Annotated in this window: 23 protein-coding genes and 1 pseudogene; 12 read left to right on the top strand and 12 right to left on the bottom strand. The window is 62.9% G+C overall.

The features are described 5' to 3' along the window. Positions 1-263: 263 nt before the first annotated feature. Both rpsO and AYM40_RS05145 read right to left on the bottom strand, forming a co-directional pair. The gene (gene rpsO / locus AYM40_RS05150) at positions 264-536 is read right to left on the bottom strand and encodes a 30S ribosomal protein S15 (protein ID WP_011487489.1); all 273 of its coding nucleotides are present in this window, start codon (positions 534-536) and stop codon (positions 264-266) included. Between the two features lie 184 nt (positions 537-720). Beyond that, on the bottom strand, positions 721-2,043 hold the full coding sequence (locus tag AYM40_RS05145; RefSeq protein ID WP_063497847.1) for a branched-chain amino acid ABC transporter substrate-binding protein: 1,323 nt from the start codon (positions 2,041-2,043) through the stop codon (positions 721-723). A 184-nt stretch (positions 2,044-2,227) separates the two neighbouring features. On the opposite strand from AYM40_RS05145, the gene AYM40_RS05140 reads away from it, so the two are divergent. Further along, complete coding sequence (locus AYM40_RS05140) at positions 2,228-2,791, top strand: hypothetical protein (RefSeq protein WP_063495287.1); 564 nt, start codon at positions 2,228-2,230, stop codon at positions 2,789-2,791. Between the two features lie 114 nt (positions 2,792-2,905). On the opposite strand, the gene AYM40_RS05135 is transcribed toward AYM40_RS05140, so the two are convergent. The 6 genes from AYM40_RS05135 to AYM40_RS05110 form a co-directional block, all read right to left on the bottom strand. Then, the gene (locus AYM40_RS05135; protein ID WP_063495286.1) at positions 2,906-4,453 is read right to left on the bottom strand and encodes a 2-isopropylmalate synthase; all 1,548 of its coding nucleotides are present in this window, start codon (positions 4,451-4,453) and stop codon (positions 2,906-2,908) included. A 364-nt stretch (positions 4,454-4,817) separates the two neighbouring features. Beyond that, entirely contained in the window at positions 4,818-5,687 is an 870-nt protein-coding gene (gene pssA / locus AYM40_RS05130) for a CDP-diacylglycerol--serine O-phosphatidyltransferase (RefSeq protein ID WP_063495285.1), read from the bottom strand. Between the two features lie 24 nt (positions 5,688-5,711). Next, positions 5,712-6,350 (bottom strand): phosphatidylserine decarboxylase, encoded by a 639-nt coding sequence (locus AYM40_RS05125; protein WP_054034968.1) that lies wholly within the window; start codon positions 6,348-6,350, stop codon positions 5,712-5,714. 134 nt (positions 6,351-6,484) lie between these two features. Then, the gene (ilvC, locus tag AYM40_RS05120) at positions 6,485-7,501 is read right to left on the bottom strand and encodes a ketol-acid reductoisomerase (RefSeq protein WP_063495284.1); all 1,017 of its coding nucleotides are present in this window, start codon (positions 7,499-7,501) and stop codon (positions 6,485-6,487) included. A gap of 165 nt (positions 7,502-7,666) precedes the next feature. Beyond that, entirely contained in the window at positions 7,667-8,158 is a 492-nt protein-coding gene (ilvN, locus tag AYM40_RS05115) for an acetolactate synthase small subunit (RefSeq protein ID WP_011487482.1), read from the bottom strand. A 111-nt stretch (positions 8,159-8,269) separates the two neighbouring features. Then, positions 8,270-10,033, bottom strand: coding sequence for an acetolactate synthase 3 catalytic subunit (locus tag AYM40_RS05110; protein ID WP_063495283.1), 1,764 nt, complete (start codon positions 10,031-10,033; stop codon positions 8,270-8,272). 352 nt (positions 10,034-10,385) lie between these two features. Here AYM40_RS05110 and AYM40_RS05105 point away from each other — a divergent pair, with 352 nt between their 5' ends. The 11 genes and pseudogenes from AYM40_RS05105 to AYM40_RS05055 form a co-directional block, all read left to right on the top strand. Beyond that, on the top strand, positions 10,386-10,949 hold the full coding sequence (locus AYM40_RS05105) for an RNA polymerase sigma factor (RefSeq protein WP_063495282.1): 564 nt from the start codon (positions 10,386-10,388) through the stop codon (positions 10,947-10,949). Beyond that, positions 10,946-11,362, top strand: coding sequence for a DUF3619 family protein (locus AYM40_RS05100; protein WP_063495281.1), 417 nt, complete (start codon positions 10,946-10,948; stop codon positions 11,360-11,362). The genes AYM40_RS05105 and AYM40_RS05100 overlap by 4 nt, the downstream gene beginning before the upstream one ends. Positions 11,363-11,378: 16 nt before the next feature. Continuing rightward, on the top strand, positions 11,379-12,137 hold the full coding sequence (locus tag AYM40_RS05095; protein ID WP_063495280.1) for a DUF3106 domain-containing protein: 759 nt from the start codon (positions 11,379-11,381) through the stop codon (positions 12,135-12,137). Positions 12,138-12,150: 13 nt separating this feature from the next. After that, positions 12,151-12,672 (top strand): RDD family protein, encoded by a 522-nt coding sequence (locus AYM40_RS05090; RefSeq protein ID WP_063495279.1) that lies wholly within the window; start codon positions 12,151-12,153, stop codon positions 12,670-12,672. Positions 12,673-12,895: 223 nt separating this feature from the next. Next, complete coding sequence (locus tag AYM40_RS05085) at positions 12,896-13,837, top strand: UDP-2,3-diacylglucosamine diphosphatase (RefSeq protein WP_063495278.1); 942 nt, start codon at positions 12,896-12,898, stop codon at positions 13,835-13,837. Positions 13,838-13,867: 30 nt separating this feature from the next. Further along, complete coding sequence (locus AYM40_RS05080) at positions 13,868-14,899, top strand: glycosyltransferase family 4 protein (protein ID WP_063495277.1); 1,032 nt, start codon at positions 13,868-13,870, stop codon at positions 14,897-14,899. Between the two features lie 20 nt (positions 14,900-14,919). Next, positions 14,920-15,573 carry a diacylglycerol kinase gene (locus AYM40_RS05075; RefSeq protein ID WP_082855149.1) on the top strand — a complete coding sequence of 218 codons (654 nt, stop codon included), beginning with the start codon at positions 14,920-14,922 and terminating at the stop codon, positions 15,571-15,573. Between the two features lie 287 nt (positions 15,574-15,860). Beyond that, positions 15,861-16,586 carry a TetR/AcrR family transcriptional regulator gene (locus tag AYM40_RS05070; protein WP_063495276.1) on the top strand — a complete coding sequence of 242 codons (726 nt, stop codon included), beginning with the start codon at positions 15,861-15,863 and terminating at the stop codon, positions 16,584-16,586. A gap of 2 nt (positions 16,587-16,588) precedes the next feature. Next, positions 16,589-17,173 (top strand): TIGR00730 family Rossman fold protein, encoded by a 585-nt coding sequence (locus AYM40_RS05065; RefSeq protein WP_063495275.1) that lies wholly within the window; start codon positions 16,589-16,591, stop codon positions 17,171-17,173. An 84-nt stretch (positions 17,174-17,257) separates the two neighbouring features. Then, positions 17,258-18,004 carry an SDR family oxidoreductase gene (locus AYM40_RS05060; protein WP_063495274.1) on the top strand — a complete coding sequence of 249 codons (747 nt, stop codon included), beginning with the start codon at positions 17,258-17,260 and terminating at the stop codon, positions 18,002-18,004. Further along, a pseudogene (locus tag AYM40_RS05055) lies at positions 18,005-18,235 on the top strand (glycosyl transferase); the annotation flags it as partial. Between the two features lie 5 nt (positions 18,236-18,240). On the opposite strand, the gene AYM40_RS05050 reads toward AYM40_RS05055, so the two are convergent. The 4 genes from AYM40_RS05050 to AYM40_RS05035 are packed head-to-tail and all read right to left on the bottom strand — an operon-like array spanning position 18,241 to position 22,472. After that, on the bottom strand, positions 18,241-18,846 hold the full coding sequence (locus AYM40_RS05050) for a DUF924 family protein (RefSeq protein ID WP_063495272.1): 606 nt from the start codon (positions 18,844-18,846) through the stop codon (positions 18,241-18,243). Then, positions 18,839-19,252, bottom strand: coding sequence for a group II truncated hemoglobin (locus AYM40_RS05045; protein ID WP_063495271.1), 414 nt, complete (start codon positions 19,250-19,252; stop codon positions 18,839-18,841). The genes AYM40_RS05050 and AYM40_RS05045 overlap by 8 nt, the downstream gene beginning before the upstream one ends. A gap of 29 nt (positions 19,253-19,281) precedes the next feature. Then, positions 19,282-21,864, bottom strand: a complete 2,583-nt coding sequence (locus AYM40_RS05040) for an ABC transporter permease (RefSeq protein ID WP_420488463.1) — start codon at positions 21,862-21,864, stop codon at positions 19,282-19,284. Then, positions 21,861-22,472 (bottom strand): DUF4126 domain-containing protein, encoded by a 612-nt coding sequence (locus AYM40_RS05035; RefSeq protein WP_063495269.1) that lies wholly within the window; start codon positions 22,470-22,472, stop codon positions 21,861-21,863. The genes AYM40_RS05040 and AYM40_RS05035 overlap by 4 nt, the downstream gene beginning before the upstream one ends. Positions 22,473-22,675 lie beyond the last annotated feature (203 nt).

Below are 22,675 nucleotides of genomic sequence, written 5' to 3'. Positions count from 1 at the left end.
TAGTGTTATGCCATTCCAGAGAACCACGCCTTACGTGATGTACGCGCGCGAACCGCTGGAATGACACAAAGCTCTGCCCTGAAGCCCGGCCGTATTTCTGCTTTTTTGCTACTTTCTTACTGCTGCTTCCCTACTAGCCGCCGCATGAATCGTCACGCTACCGCGACCGGCAGGCGGCGCGCATCACATGAAGCGCACCGTGCAAAAACAAAATGCCTGTATCAGTGGAACTGACACAGGCATCTTGCTGAACGACTGGCCGATTACTTACGCAGACCCAGCTTCTCGATCAGTGCGCGGTAACGATCCGCGTCCTTACCCTTCAGGTAGTCGAGCAGCTTACGACGGCGGCTCACCATGCGCAGCAGACCGCGGCGGCTGTGGTGATCCTTCGTGTGGGCCTTGAAGTGAACGGTCAGTTCGTTGATGCGGGTCGTGAGCAGCGCGACCTGAACTTCGGGGGAGCCGGTGTCGTTAGCTGCGCGTGCGAATTGCGCAACGACTTCGGACTTCTTGCTTGTTTCAACTGCGGACATGTCGATTTCCTTGAGAACTAGACAGGCGGTCACGGAAGAAAGGCCGTGCCGTGGGTTACCCGTGTACGCATACTTTTAGCCATGCCACACAACGGGACGCGTATTGTAGCACAGCCCAATCCGGCCGCGAACCCTGCTGTGCCGGGCCGGATCGTGGGCGGTTCGGGTTGGCCCGGAGCCCGCTTTACGGCCGTTTCATCTTACATACGGTCGTCGGCGCCGTGCGCTCGGGCGGCAAAGCCAGCACCGTGCGGAAGCCGTAGCCTGAACCTTCGTTGTCGAACTTGACGCCCGGCGTGCCGGCCTTGTCCATCTCCATCACGTAAAGGGGCTGGATCAGCTGATGGTCATCGGCCCGCATCCACGAGGCGTGAAAGCCGTTGTCGAACTTGATCCCCTCCAGGGTCCGGGCGACAGCCGTCGGGTCGGCACTGCCGGCGCGGCTCATCGCCGCGGCAAGCGTTTCGATCATCAACGGCATGCGCAGCACCGGGTAGTCGTCCTGTGCGGCCGGGAAACGGGCGCGAAACGCCGCGTACCAGGCATCGGAGGCCGCACCTCCGGCGTTCGGGTGCCAGTCGGCCACTGCGATCACATGCCTGACGCCGGCGTCCCCTAACGCGGCAGGCGCGCCGAGGCTGTTGCCGTAGAAAGTGTAAAACCTGGTGTCCAGGCCCTGCTCTCGTGCCGCCTTGACCAAAAGCGTCAGATCGTTGCCCCAATTGCCGGTGATAACCGCGTCCGCGCCGCTCGCGCGGATCTTTGCGATGTACGGCGCAAAGTCCTTCACGCGTCCGATCGGATGAAATTCGTCGCCGACGACCACGATATCCGGCCGCTTCTCGGCCAGCGTCGAGCGCGCGAGGCTGCTGACATCGTGGCCGAAGCTATAGTCCTGGTTCAGCAGATAGACCTTCTTGACCGCCTTGTCACGCTGAATCACGTCAGCCAGCGCATCCATGCGCATGCCCGCGTGCGCGTCGAAGCGGAAGTGCCAGAAACTGCAATTGGCGTTGGTCAGGGCCGGATCGTCGGCGGAATAATTGAGGAACAATTCGCGGTTGCCCGGCTCGCGGCTGTTCTGTTTGTCGATCGCGCCGATCAGCGCGGCCGCCACTGCCGAACTGTTGCCCTGCATGATGTAACCGATGTGCCGGTCGGCGGCGGCGCGCAGTTGCACCAACGCCTCTTCGGTACTGCCCTTGCTGTCGAGCACGACCAGTTCGAGCGGATGCGCGCCGTCGGCGAGCTTCACGCCGCCTGCCGCATTCACCTGTTCGACGCCGAAGCGCAGATTGCGCTCCACCGCCGCGCCCGCGTTCGCGAATGGGCCGGACATGCCTTCGATCAGCGCCAACTGGATCGGCGCACCCGCGGGCTGATTGCCTGGCTTGCCTGCCGTACCGGACACCGCGTCGCCCGCGGCGTGAGCCGCCGCGGTCACCGAAATCGCCGCCAGCGCGACGACTGCCGCTGCTGTCACCCGTTGCCAGTTAGCCATCGTCATTGCCCCGCTTGATTCGTCGAAGCGCGGATCATAGGGCGTTCCAGCCGGAATAAGCAAGCCGGCGAATTCGTTACTGTGCCCCCCCAGGGACGCCTCGCACATGGCGCAAATTTTTTGCTGCCGCCCGTGTCAAAATATTGTGTCTCGATGAAAAAACGCTACTCAAACACCATCGGAGGAATTCATGCGCACCCGCCACCCATCCACGGCGGCCTTGATCGAAGCGCCGCCCGCAGCACGCCTGCGCCGCGCCGCGCTCGTCTGCCTGAGCGTGCTCACAGTCACGGTTACGCTCGCCGGTTGCGTGCAGCCATGGCAGCAGTACAGCCAAGGCGCGGACGAATCGACCATCGTCGCCCGCCTCGGCGCGCCGCGTGAAAGCTACGACCTCCCCAACGGCGGCAAGCGGCTGATGTGGCCGACCCAGCCAATGGGTGAAACCACAACTGCGGCCGACATCGACGCATCCGGCAAGATCGTCACCGTGCGCCAGGTGCTTCAGCCCAACGAGTTCTACCGGGCGGAAATCGGCAAGTGGACGAAGAGCGACGTGCTGGTGAACTTCGGCCGTCCAGTGGAAACGTCGTACTTCCCATTGATGAAGCGCGAGGTCTGGACGTATCGCTATCTGGAAGACAACGTCTGGTACATGATGTACAGCTTTTATTTCGACGATCAGGGTATTGTGCGGCTCACGCAGAAAACGCCTGATCCGCTACACGATCCGGATCGCCGCAGCCTGTTCTGAGCGCACACAGTGCGTAAAACGTGCGCCGCATCAACACGAAGCCCCGTGCTTTTCAGGGCACGGGGCTTCGACGCATACGGCTAGCAGGCACGCCAGCGGCGCCCTGCTCCTCCACTACTCCGAACGTTGCGGATTCAGCTTGTCGGCGTTCGAATACAGCTTGTTGAGCGCCGAGATATACGCCTTCGCGGACGCCGCAACGATATCCGGATCGGTGCCCACACCGTTGACGATACGGCCGCTCTTCGACAGCCGCACGGTCACTTCGCCCTGCGCCTGCGTACCGGTTGTGATGGCGTTCACCGAATACAGCAGCAGTTCCGACCCGCTTCCCACTTCCGTTTCGATCGCATTGAGCGTGGCATCCACCGGACCGTTGCCGCGTGCTTCCCCGGTCACTTCCTTGCCTTCGACCGAGAACACGATCTTCGCGTGCGGCTGCTCGCCGGTTTCCGAATGCTGCGACAGCGACAGGAACTTGTAGTGCTCCCTCTCCTGCGCCTCAGCGGATTCTTCGGTGACGATCGCGATGATGTCTTCGTCGAAGATTTCCGACTTGCGGTCGGCCAATTCCTTGAAGCGTGCGAACGCGGTGTTCAGTTCGCCTTCGCTATCGAGCGCGATACCCAGTTCCTGCAGACGCTGCTTGAATGCATTCCGGCCCGACAACTTGCCAAGCACGATCTTGTTCGCGCTCCAGCCCACATCTTCGGCACGCATGATTTCGTACGTGTCGCGCGCTTTCAGCACCCCGTCCTGGTGAATGCCGGATGCGTGCGCAAATGCGTTCGCGCCGACCACCGCCTTGTTCGGCTGCACGACGAAACCGGTGATCTGCGACACCAGCTTCGAAGCCGGCACGATCTGCGTCGTATCGAGACCGATTTCGAGGCCGAAGTAATCCTTGCGGGTCTTCACCGCCATCACGATTTCTTCGAGCGACGTGTTCCCCGCGCGCTCGCCGAGACCGTTGATCGTGCACTCGACCTGACGCGCGCCGCCGATCTGCACACCGGCCAGCGAGTTCGCCACCGCCATGCCGAGATCGTTATGGCAATGCACCGAGAACACTGCCTTATGCGAATTCGGAATCCGCTCACGCAGCGTTTTCACCAGCTGACCGTACAACTCCGGCACACCGTAGCCGACCGTATCCGCGATGTTGATGGTGGTCGCGCCTTCGGCGATCACCGCTTCCAGCACACGGCACAGGAAATCCATGTCCGAGCGGCTGCCGTCTTCCGGCGAAAACTCGACGTCGTCCGTGAATTTGCGGGCGAAACGCACTGCCAGCTTCGCCTGTTCGAACACCTGATCCGGCGTCATGCGCAGCTTCTTTTCCATATGCAGCGGCGACGTCGCGATGAACGTGTGGATGCGGAAATGATCGGCCGGCTTGAGTGCGTCGGCAGCGCGTTGAATGTCTTTGTCGTTTGCACGGGCCAGCGAGCAGATCGTGCTGTCCTTGATCAGGCCCGCGATGGTGTGGATCGAATCGAAGTCGCCATTCGAGCTGGCCGCGAAGCCCGCCTCGATCACGTCCACCTTCATCCGTTCGAGTTGCTTCGCGATACGGATTTTTTCTTCCTTCGTCATCGACGCGCCAGGCGATTGCTCGCCGTCTCGCAACGTGGTGTCGAATATGATCAGTTTGTCGGCCATGTCGGGTCTCCTGGGGAGTCGTTCAATTGCGGGGATTGGATATTGGAATTCGGGCGTTTGCGCCACCGCTGGCGACGCTAAACCATAGACGAGGCAGACGGAGGGCGGAAACCGTAAGCGATCAGCGCGGTAGACGCGCCAGCACTAGCGCGTCTAGCGGCGCACCGGCTTGTTGAGGCTCGTGCTGCAGCTCAAATGGGAACGTGAACGCATTCATCGAACGACTATAGCGGCATTCCCGCCATCGTGCAATTGGCGTCAGACCTGCCTCCTGCCCGCCGCCGGACGGGCCTGCAAGCGAAAAACGGCAGCCCGGGAAGGCTGCCGTTTTCTCACGTCACTTGCACGCAACGGAGGTGCGCCGTTACCTGTCCCGCGCCACGGACCGAGCCGGGTTCGCCCTGCCCCGCACCGCCTGATAGGCCCAGAACACATAGCCCGACAAACCGTACAGCACGAACAGGCCGAACAGCATCAGCGGCGGATCGGACGACACCAGCACGAACGCCACCACCACCAGCAGAATCACGCCGAACGGCACGCGGTGCCGTACGTCGAGCGCCTTGCCGCTGTAGAACGGCGCGTTCGACACCATCGTCACACCGGCATAGATGGTCAGCACGAAGGCGACCCACGGCAGCCATACCAGCTTGAGCGGCACGCGGTTATCGGTGGCGAGCCACACGAAACCGGCGATCAGCGCCGCGGCCGCCGGACTCGGCATGCCCTGGAAGAAGCGCTTGTCGACCACGCCGATGTTCGTGTTGAAGCGCGCGAGGCGCAATGCCGCACCCGAACAGTAGACAAACGCAGCGAGCCAGCCCCAGCGGCCGAGATCCTTCAGAATCCACTCGTACATCACGAGCGCCGGCGCCACCCCGAACGACACCATGTCCGACAGGCTGTCGAACTGTTCGCCGAACGCACTTTGCGTATGGGTCATCCGGGCGACCCGGCCGTCCATGCCATCCAGCACCATCGCTACGAAGATCGCGATCGCCGCGACTTCGAAGCGCACGTTCATCGCCTGCACCACGGCAAAGAAGCCGCAAAAAAGCGCTGCGGTGGTGAACGCGTTCGGCAGCAGATAAATGCCGCGCTTTCTCAGGAACTGCTGGCGCTGCGCGCGCCGGCTCTCGACAGCCACCGTCTCCGCCACGATCGGCTTGTTGCGGCGGAACGGACGCGGGAGCTGCCCGCTGTTGCGGGGTCGACGCGATTTGAATGCGGCCATTCGGAAAACCTCCTTGGTGCCGCTTTATAGTTCAGCGAGGATCGTGGACGACGCGGAGACCTTCTCGCCGATCGACACACGCGGACGGCTGCCAACCGGCAGATACACGTCGACGCGCGAGCCAAACCGGATAAACCCATAACGTTGACCACGCGTGAGCGGCTCGCCTGACCGTACGTAGCAAAGAATACGCCGCGCAATCAGACCGGCGATCTGCACCGAGGTCACCGTCTGGCCGCCGGCCATTTCGATCACCACCGCGTTGCGCTCGTTTTCGAGCGACGCCTTATCCACGGCGGCATTCAGATACGCGCCCGGGAAATATTCGACCTTGGAGATCGCGCCATCCACCGGCGAGCGTTGCGAGTGGACGTTGAAGACGTTCATGAACACGCTGATCTTCAGCGCTTCACGATTGGCATACGGGTCATGCGCTGTTTCGACTGCGACGATGCGGCCGTCGGCTGGGCACAGTACGGCGTTCGCCTGAGTCGGAATCGGGCGCGCCGGATCGCGGAAGAACTGGACGACGAAGATCAGGATCAGCCAGAACAGCCATGCAAAACCGAATCCCGCGAAGGCATGAACCAGTAATGCAACGACGGCCGCGATGGCGATGAACGGCCAGCCTTCTCGCGCGATGATCGGATGAGGGTAATTCATGGATGGCTTCTGTATTTTTGTAAAACCGTAGGATAGCAAAAGCCGCCCAGGGTTCAGCACCCTTGGACGGCTTTTTGCATTACCGGCTGCCGCGACGATGCGCCGCGCCGGTCAGAGGCGGTAAAGCTGGCCTCTTAGTTCTTCGACTGGTCGACCAGCTTGTTCGCAGCGATCCACGGCATCATCGAACGCAGCTTGGCACCCACCGTTTCGATCTGGTGCTCGGCCGTCAGACGGCGGCGCGATTGCAGCGTCGGTGCGCCAGCCTTGTTTTCGATGATGAAGCTCTTGGCGTACTCGCCGGTCTGAATGTCGGTCAGCACGGCCTTCATCGCCTTCTTCGTTTCAGCCGTCACGATACGCGGACCCGTCACGTACTCGCCGTATTCGGCGTTGTTCGAGATCGAGTAGTTCATGTTCGCGATGCCGCCCTCGTAGATCAGGTCGACGATCAGCTTCAGTTCGTGCAGGCACTCGAAGTACGCCATTTCCGGCGCGTAGCCCGCCTCCACCAGCGTTTCGAAGCCGGCCTTGATCAGGTCGACCGTACCGCCGCACAGCACGGCTTGTTCGCCGAACAGGTCGGTTTCCGTTTCTTCGCGGAAGTTCGTTTCGATGATACCGGCACGGCCGCCGCCGTTCGCAGCTGCGTACGACAGCGCGATGTCACGCGCTGCACCCGACTTGTCTTGCGCAACGGCGATCAGGTGGGGCACGCCGCCACCTTGCGAGTACGTACCGCGAACCGTGTGGCCCGGCGCCTTCGGCGCGATCATGATCACGTCGAGGTCGGCACGCGGGATCACTTGACCGTAGTGCACGTTGAAGCCGTGCGCGAAGGCCAGTGCTGCGCCTTGCTTGATGTTGGCGTGCACTTCCTTTGCGTAGACTTCAGCGATCTGCTCGTCCGGCAGCAGCATCATGACGACGTCCGCGCCCTTGACGGCTTCCGCCACTTCCTTGACCTGCAGACCGGCGTTCTCAGCCTTGCTCCACGATGCGCCGCCCTTGCGCAGACCGACCGTGACCTTTACGCCGCTTTCGCTCAGGTTCAGTGCGTGCGCATGGCCCTGCGAGCCATAGCCGATGATGGTGACTTGCTTGCCCTTGATGAGGGAGAGGTCGGCGTCCTTGTCGTAGAAAACTTTCATGTCGGTTCCTTGGCTAAATTCGGTGAAATCAGTGAAATACAAATACTGCGAATGGTGTGTTTTTTGTGTTGCTGGCCGGACAGGTGCAGATTCAGACACTAGCACGGCCCGGCTTCGATCGAGACGGTTGATAGCGCAACTTCGAATCGCAACTCAGCTCGCGCGTCAAACCTTCAGAATGCGCTCGCCGCGGCCAATACCCGAACTGCCCGTACGGACGGTTTCGAGAATCGCAGTCGCGTCGATTCCTTCGATGAAGGCATCGAGCTTGTCGCTCGCGCCCGTCAGTTCGATCGTGTAGGTCTTTTCGGTGACGTCGATGATCCGTCCGCGGAAAATATCCGACATCCGTTTCATCTCCTCACGCTCCTTGCCAACCGCCCTCACCTTGATCAACATCAGCTCGCGCTCGATGTGGGCGCCCTCGGTAAGGTCGACCACTTTCACCACCTCGATCAGGCGGTTCAGATGCTTCGTGATCTGTTCGATCACGTCGTCCGAGCCAATGGAAACGATGGTCATGCGCGACAGCGAACGGTCTTCGGTCGGAGCCACCGTCAAGGTTTCAATGTTGTAGCCGCGTGCCGAGAAGAGACCGACCACGCGTGACAACGCGCCCGGTTCGTTTTCCAGCAGGACTGAAATGATGTGTCTCATGTTTCGCTTCTTCCAGATGTTTTGTCGATGTATGCGAGCGGGGTCGCGCCGCTTCGTCCGCCTTCGCCCTTTGTGGAGGCGCGCATGACGAAGCCAACGCTAAAACCGTCGTTATAGATCTTCCGAACCCATGAGCATCTCAGTGATGCCCTTGCCGGCCTGAACCATCGGCCAGACGTTTTCGGTCGGATCGGTCTGGAAATCGAGAAACACCGTGCGATCTTTCAGGCGCAGCGCTTCCTTCAGCGCCGGCTCCACATCGGCCGTGCGTTCGATACGCATGCCGACGTGACCGTACGCTTCGGCGAGCTTCACGAAGTCCGGCAGCGCATCCATGTACGAATGCGAATAGCGCTTGCTGTATTCGATCTGCTGCCACTGGCGCACCATGCCCAGATAGCGGTTGTTCAGCGAAATGATCTTGATGGGCGTCTCGTACTGCTTGCAGGTCGAGAGTTCCTGGATACACATCTGGATCGAGCCTTCGCCCGTGATACAGAGCACGTCGTCGTCCGGGTGCGCCATCTTCACGCCCATCGCCGCCGGCAGGCCGAAGCCCATCGTACCGAGGCCACCGGAGTTGATCCAGCGGCGCGGCTTGTTGAAGCGATAGAACTGCGCCGCCCACATCTGGTGCTGGCCGACGTCGGAACATACGAAGGCATTGCCGTCGGTCAATTCCCACGCCTTTTCCACCACGTACTGCGGCTTGATGATGTCGCTCTTGCGGTCGAACTTCAGGCAGTCTTTGGCGCGCCAGGCTTCGATGTCCTTCCACCAGTCGGCGAGCGCCGCGGTGTCCGGGCCATGCTCGGCCGTTTGCAACTGCTCGATCAGCTCCTTCAGCACTTCCTTCACGTCGCCGACGATCGGAATGTCGACCTTGACGCGCTTGGAGATGGAGGAAGGATCGATGTCGATATGGATGATCTTGCGCGGGCGCGACGCGAAGTGCGCCGGGTCGCCGATCACACGGTCGTCGAAGCGCGCGCCGATCGCGATCAGCACGTCGCAGTGCTGCATCGCCATGTTGGCTTCGTACGTGCCGTGCATGCCGAGCATGCCGAGGAATTTCTTGTCGCTCGCGCGGTAGCCGCCCAGACCCATCAACGTATTGGTGACGGGATAGCCGAGCAGATCGGCGAACTGATTCAGCTCACGCGACGCATCCGCGAGGATGATGCCGCCGCCGGTATAGATGTACGGGCGCTTGGCCGACAGCAGCAAGGCCACGGCCTTGCGAATCTGGCCGGAGTGACCTTTCGTGACCGGATTATACGAACGCAGCGAAACCGTCTTCAGCGGTTCGTACTGGCACGGCATCTTCGACACGTCTTTCGGAATATCGATCAGCACCGGGCCGGGACGGCCGGTACGGGCGATATAGAAAGCTTTCTTGACGGTAGCGGCGAGATCGCGCACGTCCTTCACGAGGAAGTTGTGCTTCACGCACGGACGCGTGATGCCGACCGTATCGCACTCCTGGAACGCATCCTGACCGATCGCAGCAGTCGGCACCTGGCCGCTGATGATCACCATCGGGATTGAATCCATGTAGGCCGTGGCGATACCGGTCACCGCATTGGTAACGCCGGGGCCGGAGGTCACGAGGCACACCCCCACTTTGCCGGTGGAACGCGCATAGGCGTCGGCGGCGTGGACTGCGGCTTGTTCGTGGCGCACGAGGATGTGCTGGAATTTGTCCTGCTTGTACAGCTCGTCGTAAATGTAGAGTACCGAGCCGCCGGGATAGCCCCACACAAACTCGACGTCTTCGTCGGCCAAAGCGCGCATGAGCACGGTGGCGCCGATAGAGTCAGCTTCAGGATGGGGGGTCGTATCCGACGTGGAGAATTCCGCGCTGGGCATATTCATTTATTCACCTTTCGAATTTTCGGCAAAAAATTGATCGGGTGCTCTCTGCCGGGCTTGTGGCTCGGGTTCAAGCGGCGCGTCCAGTTGACAGGCGAGCTTCTTGGGCCACACCTCAATTGAGACAAGTCACTTATGTTGCGAACCAGCGACGATATCTGCAGAAACCCGCGAGGTCAAGCAAATATTGCCGTGGCGCCCTGTCCCTCAATCTCATTATTGACCGAAAGCGTGATATTGAGACGAAGGGCGAATTACGTTTCGCCCCAGCGGAGCGAAAGTTTGTTAGCATCCGCGAGTTTTACGACATTTTTCGACCGATTACGCGCACGCACGCTGCGCCGACCCCCAACGGATGGCATCAGACAAGGAACTCGCCGATTTTTTGGCGGGCGTCGAAAGGCGCGCATTCAAGCAGACGGTCTACGCCGTGCGGGACGACGACGCCTCGCTCGATATCGTGCAGGACGCGATGATCAAGCTCGCCGAAAAATACGGCGACCGTCCGCCCGCCGAACTTCCGCTTCTGTTTCAACGTATTCTCCAGAATGCGATGCACGACTATTTTCGTCGTGCCAAAGTGCGTAATACTTGGGTTAGTCTGTTTTCTTCGCTCGGCAACGCCGACGACGACGAATTCGACCCACTCGAAACATTCGAGGCGCAACAAGGTTCAGCGGGCTCAGAAAGCAACGAACAGAAACTCGAACGCGAACAGGTCTTACAGTTAATCGACGACGAGATCCAAAAGTTACCGGCACGTCAACGGGAGGCGTTTCTCATGCGTTATTGGGAAGATATGGATGTCGCCGAGACTGCCGCCGCGATGGGCTGCTCCGAAGGCAGTGTGAAAACACACTGCTCGCGGGCCACCCACACGCTGGCGCAAGCGCTCAAGGCCAAAGGAATCACGCTATGAGCTCCCTAGAAACCAGAGAACTCGAGTTCGCCCGCCAGGTGCGGCGCGCGCTCGACGAAAACGCCGCCAATATTCCGTCCGCCACCGTCGACCGGCTCGCGGTGGCGCGCCGCGCCGCACTTGCTCGCAAGAAGCCCGAAACCGTGAGCGCGCCGGTGTTCGTGCCCGCCTTCGCCGGTGCCGGCATGCCGCAAGCCGACATGGCGCAGCGCCGCCGTTCGCCGCTGCGCCGCTTTGCGCTCGCCTGGCCGCTCGTCGCGCTGGTCGTCAGCCTCGTGGGCATCGCCTACTGGGAAGACCAGCAACGCATCGCCGAACTCGCCGATATCGATGCAGCCATGCTAAGCGACGACCTGCCGCTCAATGCCTATCTCGACCACGGTTTCAACGCGTACCTATCACGCGCCCACTGAGCGGGAGAGTCTTCGGGTGAGTTACAAGCGCGGCTTGGCCGTTGTTTTCGGATGCGCGATCGCGGCTCTGGTGTCGTTCGCTGCGACGTATCCGCGCTTTTATCCGAGCCCGTCGACCGTCAGCGCGCCTGCCGCAGGCGGCAATGCGACCGCCAGGGCGCCCGCACCTACCTTCGCCGGCGATCTGCCGAGCCTGTCCGACAACAATAGCCCGATGGCATGGTCGCGCCTGAGCGCGGCCGAGCACGTTGCGCTCGCACCGTTCGCCAGCGAATGGGATTCCTTTAGCGACGAACGCAAACGCAAATGGATCAAAATCGCGTCGCGTTACCCGAAGTTGCCGCCTGACGCGCAAAAACGCCTGCATGACCGAATGACTGAATGGGTGCGTATGACCCCCGATCAGCGGCGCGTTGCACGCGAAAACTACCAGGTGTCGAAGGAGTTGCCGCGCGAAACCCGCCAGAATGCATGGAAGGCTTATCAGCAATTGCCGGAAGAGCAGAAGGAGCGGCTCGCCGCGAGCGAGCATAAGCGGCGGCCGAGCGTGGTGAGTGCGCCGCCGTCCGGCAAGACCGAGATCAAGGGCCTGGACCGCCTGGTCAGAGCCCGGGAGCACGGCGCGAGCGCAGCCGCAGCGGCGAGCGCCGCGGCTGCCGCGCCATTGCCAAGCCCGGCCGTTACGCCGGCGATTCCGGCGGCGGGCAGCTTCGTGCCCGCCACGCCGCTGCCGGTTTCGCCGTCCGAGGCACCGTCGCTCTTCAACGGCTCCTGATCGGCACCCGACCGTGTCCCAACCGCTCTCCACCTCGACACTGCCCGCCGATTCATCGGGCACCGCACCCACCGTTCGCCGGCGCCTGGCCACGCTGCTCTACGAAGCCGTGATCCTGTTCGGCGTCGTGTTTATCGCGGGCTATCTGTTCAGCACGTTGACGCAGCAGCGCAACGGTCTCACCCATCACAACCTGCTCGCAGCGTGGATCGGGCTCGTCGTCGGTCTGTATTTCGTCTGGTTCTGGACCCACAGCGGCCAGACGCTGCCGATGAAAACGTGGCGCCTGCGCGTCATTGCCGCCAATGGCGGGCCGCTGTCCACACCCCGCGCGATCGTTCGTTACGTGCTGGCGTGGCTGTGGTTTTTGCCGCCGCTTGCGCTGCATCCGCTGCTGGGCCTCGCCGTGCCGCAGACGCTGGTGATCGCCGCGATCTGGTTCGTGCTGTGGGCCGCCACCGGCCGCTTCGATTCGCAGCGTCAATTCCTGCATGACCGGCTCGCCGGTACCCGTGTCGTTAGCGTCGCACGCTGAGCAAACCGGCCGCCCCGCAATTCACGCCGCTGCGTCCACGGTTCGCGTTCGCTTGATGTCCGCTTGATGTCCGCTTGACCACAGTTGCCTGTCGCCACAACCCTTCTCCGCACCCCGCCGCCGTGTCCCTCTTCCGACACAGTAATAAGAACTTCTTGTGACTGTCACGGCAGGGTCACGCGCGGCTGGCGCAATACGGGCACCGCAACTCGACGCGTGAGCCATGGACCCCAAAACGTCCGCGACTTCCCTGTTCCGCCAGACCGGCCCGAGCGTCGACCCTGTCGCGTTCCGCCCGGAACCCAACCCTAGCCACGGCATGCCGTTGCCTGTGCCGTCGCTGCCGCTCGACGCGCACGCCGCTCATCACGACGACGACCACGCCGAGCCACACCGCTATCGCACCATCTGGCTGTCCGACATCCACCTCGGCTCGAGCGGTTGTCAGGCGCCGTATCTGCTCGACTTCCTGCGTCACAACGAGTCGGAATACCTGTACCTCGTGGGCGACATCATCGACGGCTGGCAGTTGAAAAAAGGCTGGTACTGGCCGCAGGCGCACAACGACGTCGTGCAGAAGGTGCTGCGCAAAGCGCGCAAAGGCACCCAGGTCATCTACGTGCCGGGCAATCACGACGAAGCCGCGCGCCAGTTCTGCGACCTCGCGTTCGGCGACATCCACGTGCGCGGCGAAGCGTTCCACACGACGCTCGCCGGCAAGCGCCTATGGATCGTGCACGGCGATCTGTTCGATGGCGTGATCCAGCACGCGAAGTGGCTCGCCTATCTCGGCGACACGCTCTACACGATGATCCTGATCCTGAACCGCTGGTTCAACCGGATCCGCAGCCGGCTCGGCTTTCCGTACTTGTCGCTGTCGCAATACCTGAAGCATCAGGTGAAGAACGCGGTGAATTTCATCTCGTCGTTCGAGCGCGTGATGACTGACGAAGCGCGCCGCCGCGGCTGCGACGGCGTGGTCTGCGGGCACATTCACAAAGCAGAAATCCGCGACATCGACGGTGTGCTGTATTGCAACGACGGCGATTGGGTCGAAAGCCTGTCGGCACTCGTCGAGACGTTTGAAGGCGAACTCAAAGTGATCTACTGGACCGTGATGCGCGCACCGGAAGTCGGCGTGCAAAAGGCCCGGGCGACCGCGTAGTCCCTCTCCACTTCTATTGGGCCGAAACCGATGAAGATCATGATCGTCACCGACGCATGGGAACCGCAGGTCAATGGCGTCGTGCGCACGCTGAAAAACACCACGCGCGAACTCACCGCACTAGGCCACCACGTCGACTTGCTGACGCCGCTCGAATTCAAGACGATTCCGTGCCCGACCTATCCTGAGATTCGCCTGTCGCTGATGCCGCGCCGCAAGCTGCGTCAGCGCATCGACGAGTTCGCGCCCGACGCGCTGCACATCGCTACCGAAGGCCCGCTCGGCATGGCCGCACGCGCCTATGCGATCCAGCACAAGCTGCCGTTCACAACCGCTTATCACACGCGCTTTCCCGAATACGTGCAGGCGCGTTTCGGCATTCCGATCGCGCTGACCTACAAGTTTCTGCACTGGTTCCACAAAGCGTCGCTGGCAGTGATGGCGCCCACGCCGGTGGTTAAGGCCGACCTCGAAAAATTCGGCTTCACCAACGTGGTGTTGTGGACCCGCGGCGTCGATCTCGAGATCTTTCGCCAGATGGACTCGAAGGTCCTCAACACCGCACGGCCGATCTTTCTGTACGTGGGACGGGTGGCCGTCGAGAAGAACGTCGAGGCGTTTCTCAAGCTCGATCTGCCCGGCTCGAAGTGGGTCGCGGGCGAAGGCCCGGCACTCGCGGAACTGAAGTCGCGCTATCCGCAAGCGAATTACCTGGGCGTGCTGACGCAAGGCGAACTGGCCAAGGTCTATGCCGCCGCCGACGTATTCGTGTTCCCGAGCCGCACCGATACCTTCGGGCTCGTGCTGCTCGAAGCACTGGCCTGCGGCACGCCAGTGGCAGCGTATCCGGTGACCGGCCCGATCGACGTGCTGGGCGACGGCGGCGCGGGCGCCATGCACGAAGACTTGCGCGAGGCCTGCCTCGAAGCGCTGAAAATCGACCGCAGCCATGCACGCGCGTGGGCCGAACGCTTCTCCTGGGCAGCAGCGTCCGAGCAGTTCGCGGCACATCTGAAGCCGCTGCCGCGCACCTCGTACAGCGAGGAAAGCGCCGCCGCATGATGCGGCGCGCCGAGCCGCCCATGCGAGAGAGAAACGCTACCGTGGCACGCACGGCGAACGGCGCGCTGCGCGCCGTCAACGCCGTCGCTGCCGACGACGCCAGCAGCGCCGAACCGTTCGACGATGTGAACGAGACCGGTTCGCCTAATCATGCAAATCACGCACAGGGTTCAAACGGCACGAGCGGCATGAACGGCATGAGCGGCGCGCGTGTTCCAGGCGATGCCGACGAGACCCACGAACCGCTCAGCCCCGACGATCCGCTCGCACCGCTCCCCTTCAACCCATACAAGGGCAATCGCGGACTGACCCGCGCGTGGCACGCGATGAAAAATTCGCTCGCCGGGTTTCGCGTGGCGATCCGCGAGGAAAGCGCGTTTCGCCAGGAGCTCACGCTCGCCGCGATTCTGATTCCGTGCGGCGTGCTGGTGCCGGTCGAGCCCGTGTCGCGCGTATTGCTGCTCGGCTCGGTGTTGCTGGTGCTGATCGTCGAATTGCTGAATTCGAGCCTCGAGGCGGCCATCGACCGGATTTCGCTCGAACGCCATGAGTTGTCGCGCCGTGCCAAGGATCTCGGCAGCGCCGCGGTCATGGTCGCGCTCGGCATGTGTCTGATGACGTGGGGGCTGATCGTCGGGCCGCTCGTCGCGCGTTGGCTCAAAGCGTGGCTATGAACCCCACGCAGCGTGCCCCGTCGCCCCCTGAGAAATGAAAACCCCGAGTATCGCCTTGGTATAAGAACGGTCGGTTTATAATCGTTCGATAGTCTCACAGGAAAACGCTGGGCCGCCCCCATGTTTTCCGCCCCGAAGGAAGTCCCCCTGGGGGATTGCCCCTTCGGCGGGCCTGTCGCGCAGCGGCAGGTTTGGAGGCGCTCCACTATACCAACCGCGTCCGGATGGATCACGCGAAAGCGGCATGCCGCCACGCGCCCAGCCCGGCGTAACCAGGGCCGGACTACATGGAAGCCAAACCTCCCCGCCGCACCCGCGAACGGATCCTCGAACTGTCGTTGAAGCTGTTCAACGAGATCGGCGAGCCGAACGTCACGACAACGACGATCGCCGAGGAAATGGAAATCAGTCCAGGCAACCTGTACTACCACTTCCGCAACAAAGACGACATCATCAACAGCATCTTCAGCCAGTTCGAGCAGGAGATCGAAAAGCGTCTGCGTTTCCCCGACGACCACCGCGCGACCATCGACGAAATGTGGTCGTATCTGCAGTACATGGTCGATTTCACCTGGCGCTATCGCTTCCTGTATCGCGATCTGAACGATCTGCTGGCACGCAATCGCACGCTCGAAACGCACTTCAAACAGATCATCAGCCACAAGGTGCGCTTTGCGAGCCAGTTCTGCGAGCAACTCGTGGCGGACGGCGAAATGGTTGCAACGCCCGAAGAACTGCAGGTGATCGCGACCAACATCGGCGTGATCGCGACGTACTGGTTGTCGTACCAGTTCGTGATGAACCCGCGCAAGTACAACGAGCAGGAAACCATTCGCGCTGAACTGCATCAGGTAAGCGTGCAGATCGTGTCGCTGATGGCGCCTTATCTGCGCGGCCGCTCGCGGCAGCTTTTCGACGACCTCGTCTCAGGCAAGCTGCCCAAGCGCGAGTTCTACGACTACCTGCCGCCGAAGGAAGGCGCCGCGCCCCGCAACGAACCGAAGGACGTCTGAGCATGAAGTCGGTGTGTGTGTATTGCGGCTCCTCCGACGGAGTCAGACCGTTGTACGCCGAAGCCGCGCGCGCCTTCGGCCGCGCGCTGGTGCAGGCAGATCTCGCGCTGGTCTATGGCGGCGGCAAGGTGGGCCTGATGGGCGTGATCGCCGATACGGTGATGGCCGAAGGCGGCCGCGCAGTCGGTGTGATCCCCGAGTTGCTGGTCAACAAGGAAGTCGGCCATAACGGCTTGACCGAGTTGCATGTGGTGCCTGATATGCACCATCGCAAGAAGATGATGGCCGACCTGTCCGATGCGTTCGTCGCGATGCCAGGCGGTGCGGGCACGCTCGAAGAGCTGTTCGAGGTCTATACGTGGGCGCAACTCGGCTATCACCAGAAGCCGGTGGCACTGCTGAATATCGACGGCTTCTACGATCCGCTGATCGCGCTGCTCAAGCACACGGTAGACGAAGGCTTCATGCGGCAGACCTATTTCGACATCCTGCAAAGGGATGCCGATCCCGTCGCCTTGATCGACAAGCTGCAACGCTATAAGCCGCCTGCCAGCGACAAATGGGCGATCAAACGAGACGCCGTTTGAGCACCGCCTGCTGCGCTTCCTCGCCCCGCTCCACGAACACCGGCTGCACGCGCCTGCTGCCCCCACCCGAACGATGAGGTTGTGATGACGAAAGCCGTTCTGATCACCGGTGGCAGCCGCGGCATTGGCCGCGCGACCGCGCGTTTGCTGGGCGCGCGCGGCTGGTCGGTCGGCGTGAACTACGTGCGGAACCTCGCGGCCGCGCAGGAAACCGTTGCTGAGGTGGAACGCAACGGCGGCCACGCGTTGCCGATTGCCGGCGACGTCGCCAGCGAAGCCGACGTGATCGCGATGTTCGACGCGCTCCAGCAGAAGTTCGGCCGGCTCGATGCGCTCGTCAACAACGCCGGGATCGTCGCGCCGTCGAGCCAGCTTGCGGATATGGACCTCGCGCGTCTGAAGCGCATGTTCGACGTCAACGTGCTCGGCGCCTACCTGTGCGCCCGCGAAGCCGCACGCCGCATGTCCACAACCCGTGGCGGCGCGGGGGGCGTAATCGTGAACATCTCGTCGGCGGCTGCGCGTTTGGGTTCGCCGAACGAATACGTCGACTATGCCGGCTCGAAAGGCGCCGTCGACACCATGACGCTCGGCCTCGCCAAGGAACTCGGCCCGCAGGGCGTGCGCGTGAACGCGGTGCGTCCCGGTCTGATCGATACCGACATCCACGCCAGCGGCGGCAAGCCCGAGCGCGCCGCCCAGCTCGGCGCAACCACGCCGCTCGGCCGCCCCGGCAGCGCCGACGAAGTCGCCGAATCGATCGTCTGGTTGTTGAGCGACGCCGCCTCGTACGTGACGGGCGCGCTGCTCGACGTCACCGGCGGACGCTGAGCGGTGGCCGCGGCGAGCTGGTTCGATATCCGCGTGATTGGCACGCTGGCGCTGTTCGCGAGCAGGCTCGTCGTCATCAAGCACGTGCACGACATGATGACCGACGTCGCGCTGACGGCCGGCGCCACGCTCGGTTTCTGCGGACTGTTCGAACTGGTGCCGGTGCATGTGCGCGACGAAGCGCGCCTGCTGCCGGTCGACGCCCACCGCCGGCGCCACGCGATGCTGAGCGACGTCTAGAACGACGAGCCGGGTTCTTTCAGGAAAGCCGTTTCTTCATCCGTCGACTGGCGCCCGAGCAGCGCATTGCGATGGGGAAAACGTCCGAAACGCTCGATGATTCTGGCGTGCCTGACCGCGGACGAGTAGTAGGACGCACCACCCGGCTCGGCCTTCAGCTGTTTGAACAGGCGCAACGATTCGTGCTGGCTGGCAAGCGTTTCGTCGTGCTCGAACGGCAAATACGCGAATGCGCGGTGATGCACGGTCGGCAGTAAGAGATCGGCGCCGCTTGCGATTATCTGTTGCGCGATGCGCAGCGCTTGATGATCGGCAGCGAAAGCACGCGGTGTATTGCGGTGGCAATTGCGGGAAAACTGATCCAGCACGATGACCAGGGCTAGCGCGCCGAGCGGTGTTTCCGTCCAGCTGCCGAGAGCCCCTTCGCGCGCCGCGTCGATGAGTGTCCCGAAGCGTTCCAGCAACATCGCATCGAAGGCCTTGTCGCGCGAGAACCAGAGCTTGCGGGCATGGCCGAAGGTGGGCGCATTCGGAGCGCCGAACCAGCAATCGAGGACTGCGCGCGCCTCTGCTGCTTCCGGCTCCGCTGCCCTCTCAACCATTGCGATTACGCATCCAGTCCGCAGTCTCGAAGAACGACGTCAGCAACCGTTCCCTCAACGGCTCGGAAAGCCCAACGTCTTCCATCGCCCACGCCATGCAGCGAAGCCACTGATCCCGTTCGCTGGATGCGATCGGAAACGGCATGTGCCTCGCCCTCAACCTCGGATGGCCGAAGCGGCTGATGTAATGATCGGGGCCGCCCAGCCACCCGCACAAGAACCAGAAAAACTTGTCGCGCGAGCCGTCGAGCGACTCCGGATGCAAAGCCCGGATCCCGGCGAACGCCGTTTCGAGATCCATCAAGTCATAAAACCGGTCGACCAGTTCGCGCACACGCGCTTCGCCGCCCACCAGTTCGAAGGCCGTCGGCTGTGCGGCGGACACTTCGTCGTTAAGATCGCTCATAGCCAATCACAAAAACCAAAAGAGAAAAATCATGCGTCCCGCAGCGATTGCAACGCGGGCCGCGTCAGCACATGCCGCAAGCTGAGCCAACCGCCCACGCCCGCGCAGGCAATCCCGGCTGCGATGCCCGCGGGCAACAGCCACGGATCGAAGGTCAGATAAAACTCGAACACGTGCGTCGCCAGCACCCAGCCGATCACTTGCGCGCCGATCGCAGCCATCAAACCCGCCAGCGCGCCCACCGCTACAAACTCGGCGACCTGCACTGCCCGCACCTGGCGATGCGACGCGCCCAGCGCGCGCAGCAGCGCGGATTCTCGCATGCGCTCATCGCGCGTGCCGGCAAGCGCCGCGTAGAGCACCAATACGCCGGTCGCGAGCGTGAACGCGAACAGGAACTGCACCGCGCCGATTACCTGCTGCAAGACACGCTGCACCTGCGCCAGAATCGGACCGGTGTCGATGGCCGTGAGGTTCGGATAGGCGGCGATCAGCCCGTCGATGGTCGACTGCCTTTCCGGCGGCAAATGGAAACTGGTGATGAACGTCGCCGGGAAATCCTGCAAGGCGGCCGGCGGCATCAGCACGAAAAAGTTGACCTTGAACGAGCCCCAGTCGAGCTTGCGCACACTCGTCACCGGCGCGTCGATCTGCAAACCCGTCACGTCGAAGCGCAGCGTATCGCCGGGCTTCACGTTGATCAGCTTCGCGAGCCCCTGCTCGATCGAAATCTGCGGCGTCTTCGTGTCGCCATACCATGTGCCCGCGGAGAGACGGTTGTCGTCGGGCAGCTCGGTCGTGTAGGACAGGTTGAATTCGCGATCGACGAGCCGTTTGGCATCGTCGCCCTTGAACGAATCCGGATTGACCGGCTTGCCGTTGATCGCAAGCAGCCGGCCGCGCACCATCGGCGCGAGCACCGTGCCGGGCACACCGTGCGTGCTCAGATACTGCGTGACGGCGTCGCGCTGGTCGGGCTGGATGTCGATGATGAATTCGTTCGGCGCATCGGGCGGCGTCGATTTGCGCCAGCCGGCCACGAGGTCGTTACGCGTCATCGCGATCAGCAACAGGCACATCAGACCGATGCCGAGCGCGGTGATCTGCAACGCGCTCGCGCCGCTGCGCCGCTCCAGCGACGCCAGCGCGTAACGCCAGCCGATTCCCGCATTCACGCGCTCGCTGCGCACGACGCGCGACGCGCCCCACAACGCCAGCCGCGCGATGCACGCGAACACCAGCAGTCCGCCGGCAAAGCCGCCCGCGACGATACCGCCGAGCTTCAGCTCGCCCGCTGCGACGATCAGGAGCGCGGCGAACAACACGATGCCGAGCGCATAGGCGGCCCACGCGGTGCGTCCCGCCTCGCCCCATTCGCGACGCAGCACGCGTACCGGCGGCACGCGCGTCAGCGGCAACAGCGGCGGCAGCGCGAAGCCGAGCAACAGGACAAGACCGGCCGCGATACCTTCGAGCGCCGGCCACGCGGTCGGGTACGGCAAAGCGACGTCGATCAGACTGCCGAGCCACGTCAGCAGCGCCAGATGCCCCAGGTAACCGAGCGCCACGCCAAGCGCGCCGCCGATCAAACCCAGCCCGACGAATTCAAGCGTGAACAGCGCACGCAGCGTGGCCTGGCTGACGCCGAGACAGCGCATCGCCGCGCAGCCGTCCAGATGCCGGCGCATATACCGATGCGCGGCCATCGCGATCGCCACCGCCGCGAGCAACGCGGTGAGCAGTGAGACGAGTGTGAGGAAATGACCCGCGCGGTCGAGCGTCTGACGCACTTGCGGCTGGCCTTCCTGCAACGATTCGAGCGCGACGCCGCGCATCTTGCCGCCGTCGACCTTGTCATGCGCGAACTGCGCGAAGCGCGCCACGGATGCATCGGAGCCCGCCACCAGCAACCGATAGGTCACGCGGCTGCCGAAGGTGATGAGGCCGGTCGATTGGACATCGTCGGCACGCAGCATCAAGCGCGGCGAAAAATTGACGAACGAGAAACCACGGTCGAGTTCGCGGGTAATCACCGCGCCGATCGTGAAGCTGCGAGACCCGACCTTCACGGTGTCGCCGACATGCAGCTTCAATGCCTCGAGCAGTGCCTGATCGACCCATACCGTACCCGGCGCCGGAATCGATTGGGTAGGATGGTCCGCCGCGCCCGGCGCCGCAGCGATCCGCAACGCGCCGCGCAACGGATAACCCGGCGACACCGCCTTGACGGCGGCCAGCCGCGAGGCCGGCTGTGCGCCGGCCGAATTGACCATGCTGGGGAAGATCGCCGTGCTGGCGGTATTCAGACCGAGCGCGCTCGCTTGCTGCGCGAACTGCGGATCGACCGGATGATCGGCCCGGACGATGAAATCGGCCGCGATCATGCGCCGCGCATCCCGCTCGAGCCCCTGATGCAAGCGGTCAGCCAGAAAGCCGACACTCGACAACGCCGCGACGGCCAGCACCAGCGCCAGCAGCAGCATCGTCAGTTCGCCCGCGCGCCAGTCTCGCGCCGTCATGCGAATAGCCTGGCGCAGCACGTCCGCGCCGCCCAGCCGGCGTGTTGGCCGTGAGGCCGCCCGCACCGCAGCACCCCTTACCGTATCGCTCAATCGTGCCGACTCCTGGCAAGCCGCGACACCATGTGCGTCGCCATCCCGCGAAAACCGCCCTGCACGCCGCGCCACAGCCGCGGCAACGCCCAGCCGGCCAGCACCAGGAAGCCCACCATCAATACCAGGAACAGAAGCGGCACGAACAGCGCGAGCAGCATGCCGCCGAACACGAGACCGTCTTCCGCGGTCGAGGTCACGACATTCGACACCGGTTCCGGCGACAGATTGATCAGCGCGCGCGTGCCCGCTTTCGCCAGATGCGCGGTGCCCGCCAGCGTGCCGCCCGCGAGCGCCGCGACCGTCAGCAGCGCGGGATCGGCATGGCCAAGCGCGCCGGCCGCGAGTACCGCGCCGGCGGGAATCCGGATAAAGGTATGGACCGCGTCCCACAAGGAATCGAACGCGGGGATTTTGTCGGCGAGAAATTCAGTGACCGTCAGCACACCGGCGACGCCGATGACCCACGGCGACGACAGGGCGGACAGCGTATCGGGGAGATGGATGAAGCCAAGACGTGCGAACACGCCGGCCAGCAGGACTGTCAGATAGAGGCGCAGACCGCTGCCCCATGAGAGGCCCGCAGCGAGCGAAAGTGATTCAAGCATGGCCGCCTCCAGGCGCGCTGTGCGTGCCGGGCGCTTCGACGGGCAAAGGAAAGGGAACCGCCGCACCGAAGTCGTCAGACCCGCGCCAAGCCGGCCGCGCCAAATGGGCCGCGGACAATTTCAGGTTGGATTCAGTCTCATTATAGCCACGTTAATTCGCAGAACGCAGAGCGGCGAACAAATGGCAGGCTCGAATGGCCAGT

Source organism: Paraburkholderia phytofirmans OLGA172 (genome assembly GCF_001634365.1).
Taxonomy (GTDB): domain Bacteria; phylum Pseudomonadota; class Gammaproteobacteria; order Burkholderiales; family Burkholderiaceae; genus Paraburkholderia.
This window is presented reverse-complemented; position numbering and strand designations above follow the sequence as displayed.

Coding starts and splice junctions, on each gene's coding strand:
- rpsO (WP_011487489.1), bottom strand. CDS start 536: ATGTCCGCAGTTGAAACAAGCAAGAAGTCCGAAGTCGTTGCGCAATTC.
- AYM40_RS05145 (WP_063497847.1), bottom strand. CDS start 2,043: ATGACGATGGCTAACTGGCAACGGGTGACAGCAGCGGCAGTCGTCGCG.
- AYM40_RS05140 (WP_063495287.1), top strand. CDS start 2,228: ATGCGCACCCGCCACCCATCCACGGCGGCCTTGATCGAAGCGCCGCCC.
- AYM40_RS05135 (WP_063495286.1), bottom strand. CDS start 4,453: ATGGCCGACAAACTGATCATATTCGACACCACGTTGCGAGACGGCGAG.
- pssA (WP_063495285.1), bottom strand. CDS start 5,687: ATGGCCGCATTCAAATCGCGTCGACCCCGCAACAGCGGGCAGCTCCCG.
- AYM40_RS05125 (WP_054034968.1), bottom strand. CDS start 6,350: ATGAATTACCCTCATCCGATCATCGCGCGAGAAGGCTGGCCGTTCATC.
- ilvC (WP_063495284.1), bottom strand. CDS start 7,501: ATGAAAGTTTTCTACGACAAGGACGCCGACCTCTCCCTCATCAAGGGC.
- ilvN (WP_011487482.1), bottom strand. CDS start 8,158: ATGAGACACATCATTTCAGTCCTGCTGGAAAACGAACCGGGCGCGTTG.
- AYM40_RS05110 (WP_063495283.1), bottom strand. CDS start 10,033: ATGAATATGCCCAGCGCGGAATTCTCCACGTCGGATACGACCCCCCAT.
- AYM40_RS05105 (WP_063495282.1), top strand. CDS start 10,386: ATGGCATCAGACAAGGAACTCGCCGATTTTTTGGCGGGCGTCGAAAGG.
- AYM40_RS05100 (WP_063495281.1), top strand. CDS start 10,946: ATGAGCTCCCTAGAAACCAGAGAACTCGAGTTCGCCCGCCAGGTGCGG.
- AYM40_RS05085 (WP_063495278.1), top strand. CDS start 12,896: ATGGACCCCAAAACGTCCGCGACTTCCCTGTTCCGCCAGACCGGCCCG.
- AYM40_RS05080 (WP_063495277.1), top strand. CDS start 13,868: ATGAAGATCATGATCGTCACCGACGCATGGGAACCGCAGGTCAATGGC.
- AYM40_RS05075 (WP_082855149.1), top strand. CDS start 14,920: ATGCGAGAGAGAAACGCTACCGTGGCACGCACGGCGAACGGCGCGCTG.
- AYM40_RS05070 (WP_063495276.1), top strand. CDS start 15,861: ATGGAAGCCAAACCTCCCCGCCGCACCCGCGAACGGATCCTCGAACTG.
- AYM40_RS05065 (WP_063495275.1), top strand. CDS start 16,589: ATGAAGTCGGTGTGTGTGTATTGCGGCTCCTCCGACGGAGTCAGACCG.
- AYM40_RS05060 (WP_063495274.1), top strand. CDS start 17,258: ATGACGAAAGCCGTTCTGATCACCGGTGGCAGCCGCGGCATTGGCCGC.
- AYM40_RS05050 (WP_063495272.1), bottom strand. CDS start 18,846: ATGGTTGAGAGGGCAGCGGAGCCGGAAGCAGCAGAGGCGCGCGCAGTC.
- AYM40_RS05045 (WP_063495271.1), bottom strand. CDS start 19,252: ATGAGCGATCTTAACGACGAAGTGTCCGCCGCACAGCCGACGGCCTTC.
- AYM40_RS05035 (WP_063495269.1), bottom strand. CDS start 22,472: ATGCTTGAATCACTTTCGCTCGCTGCGGGCCTCTCATGGGGCAGCGGT.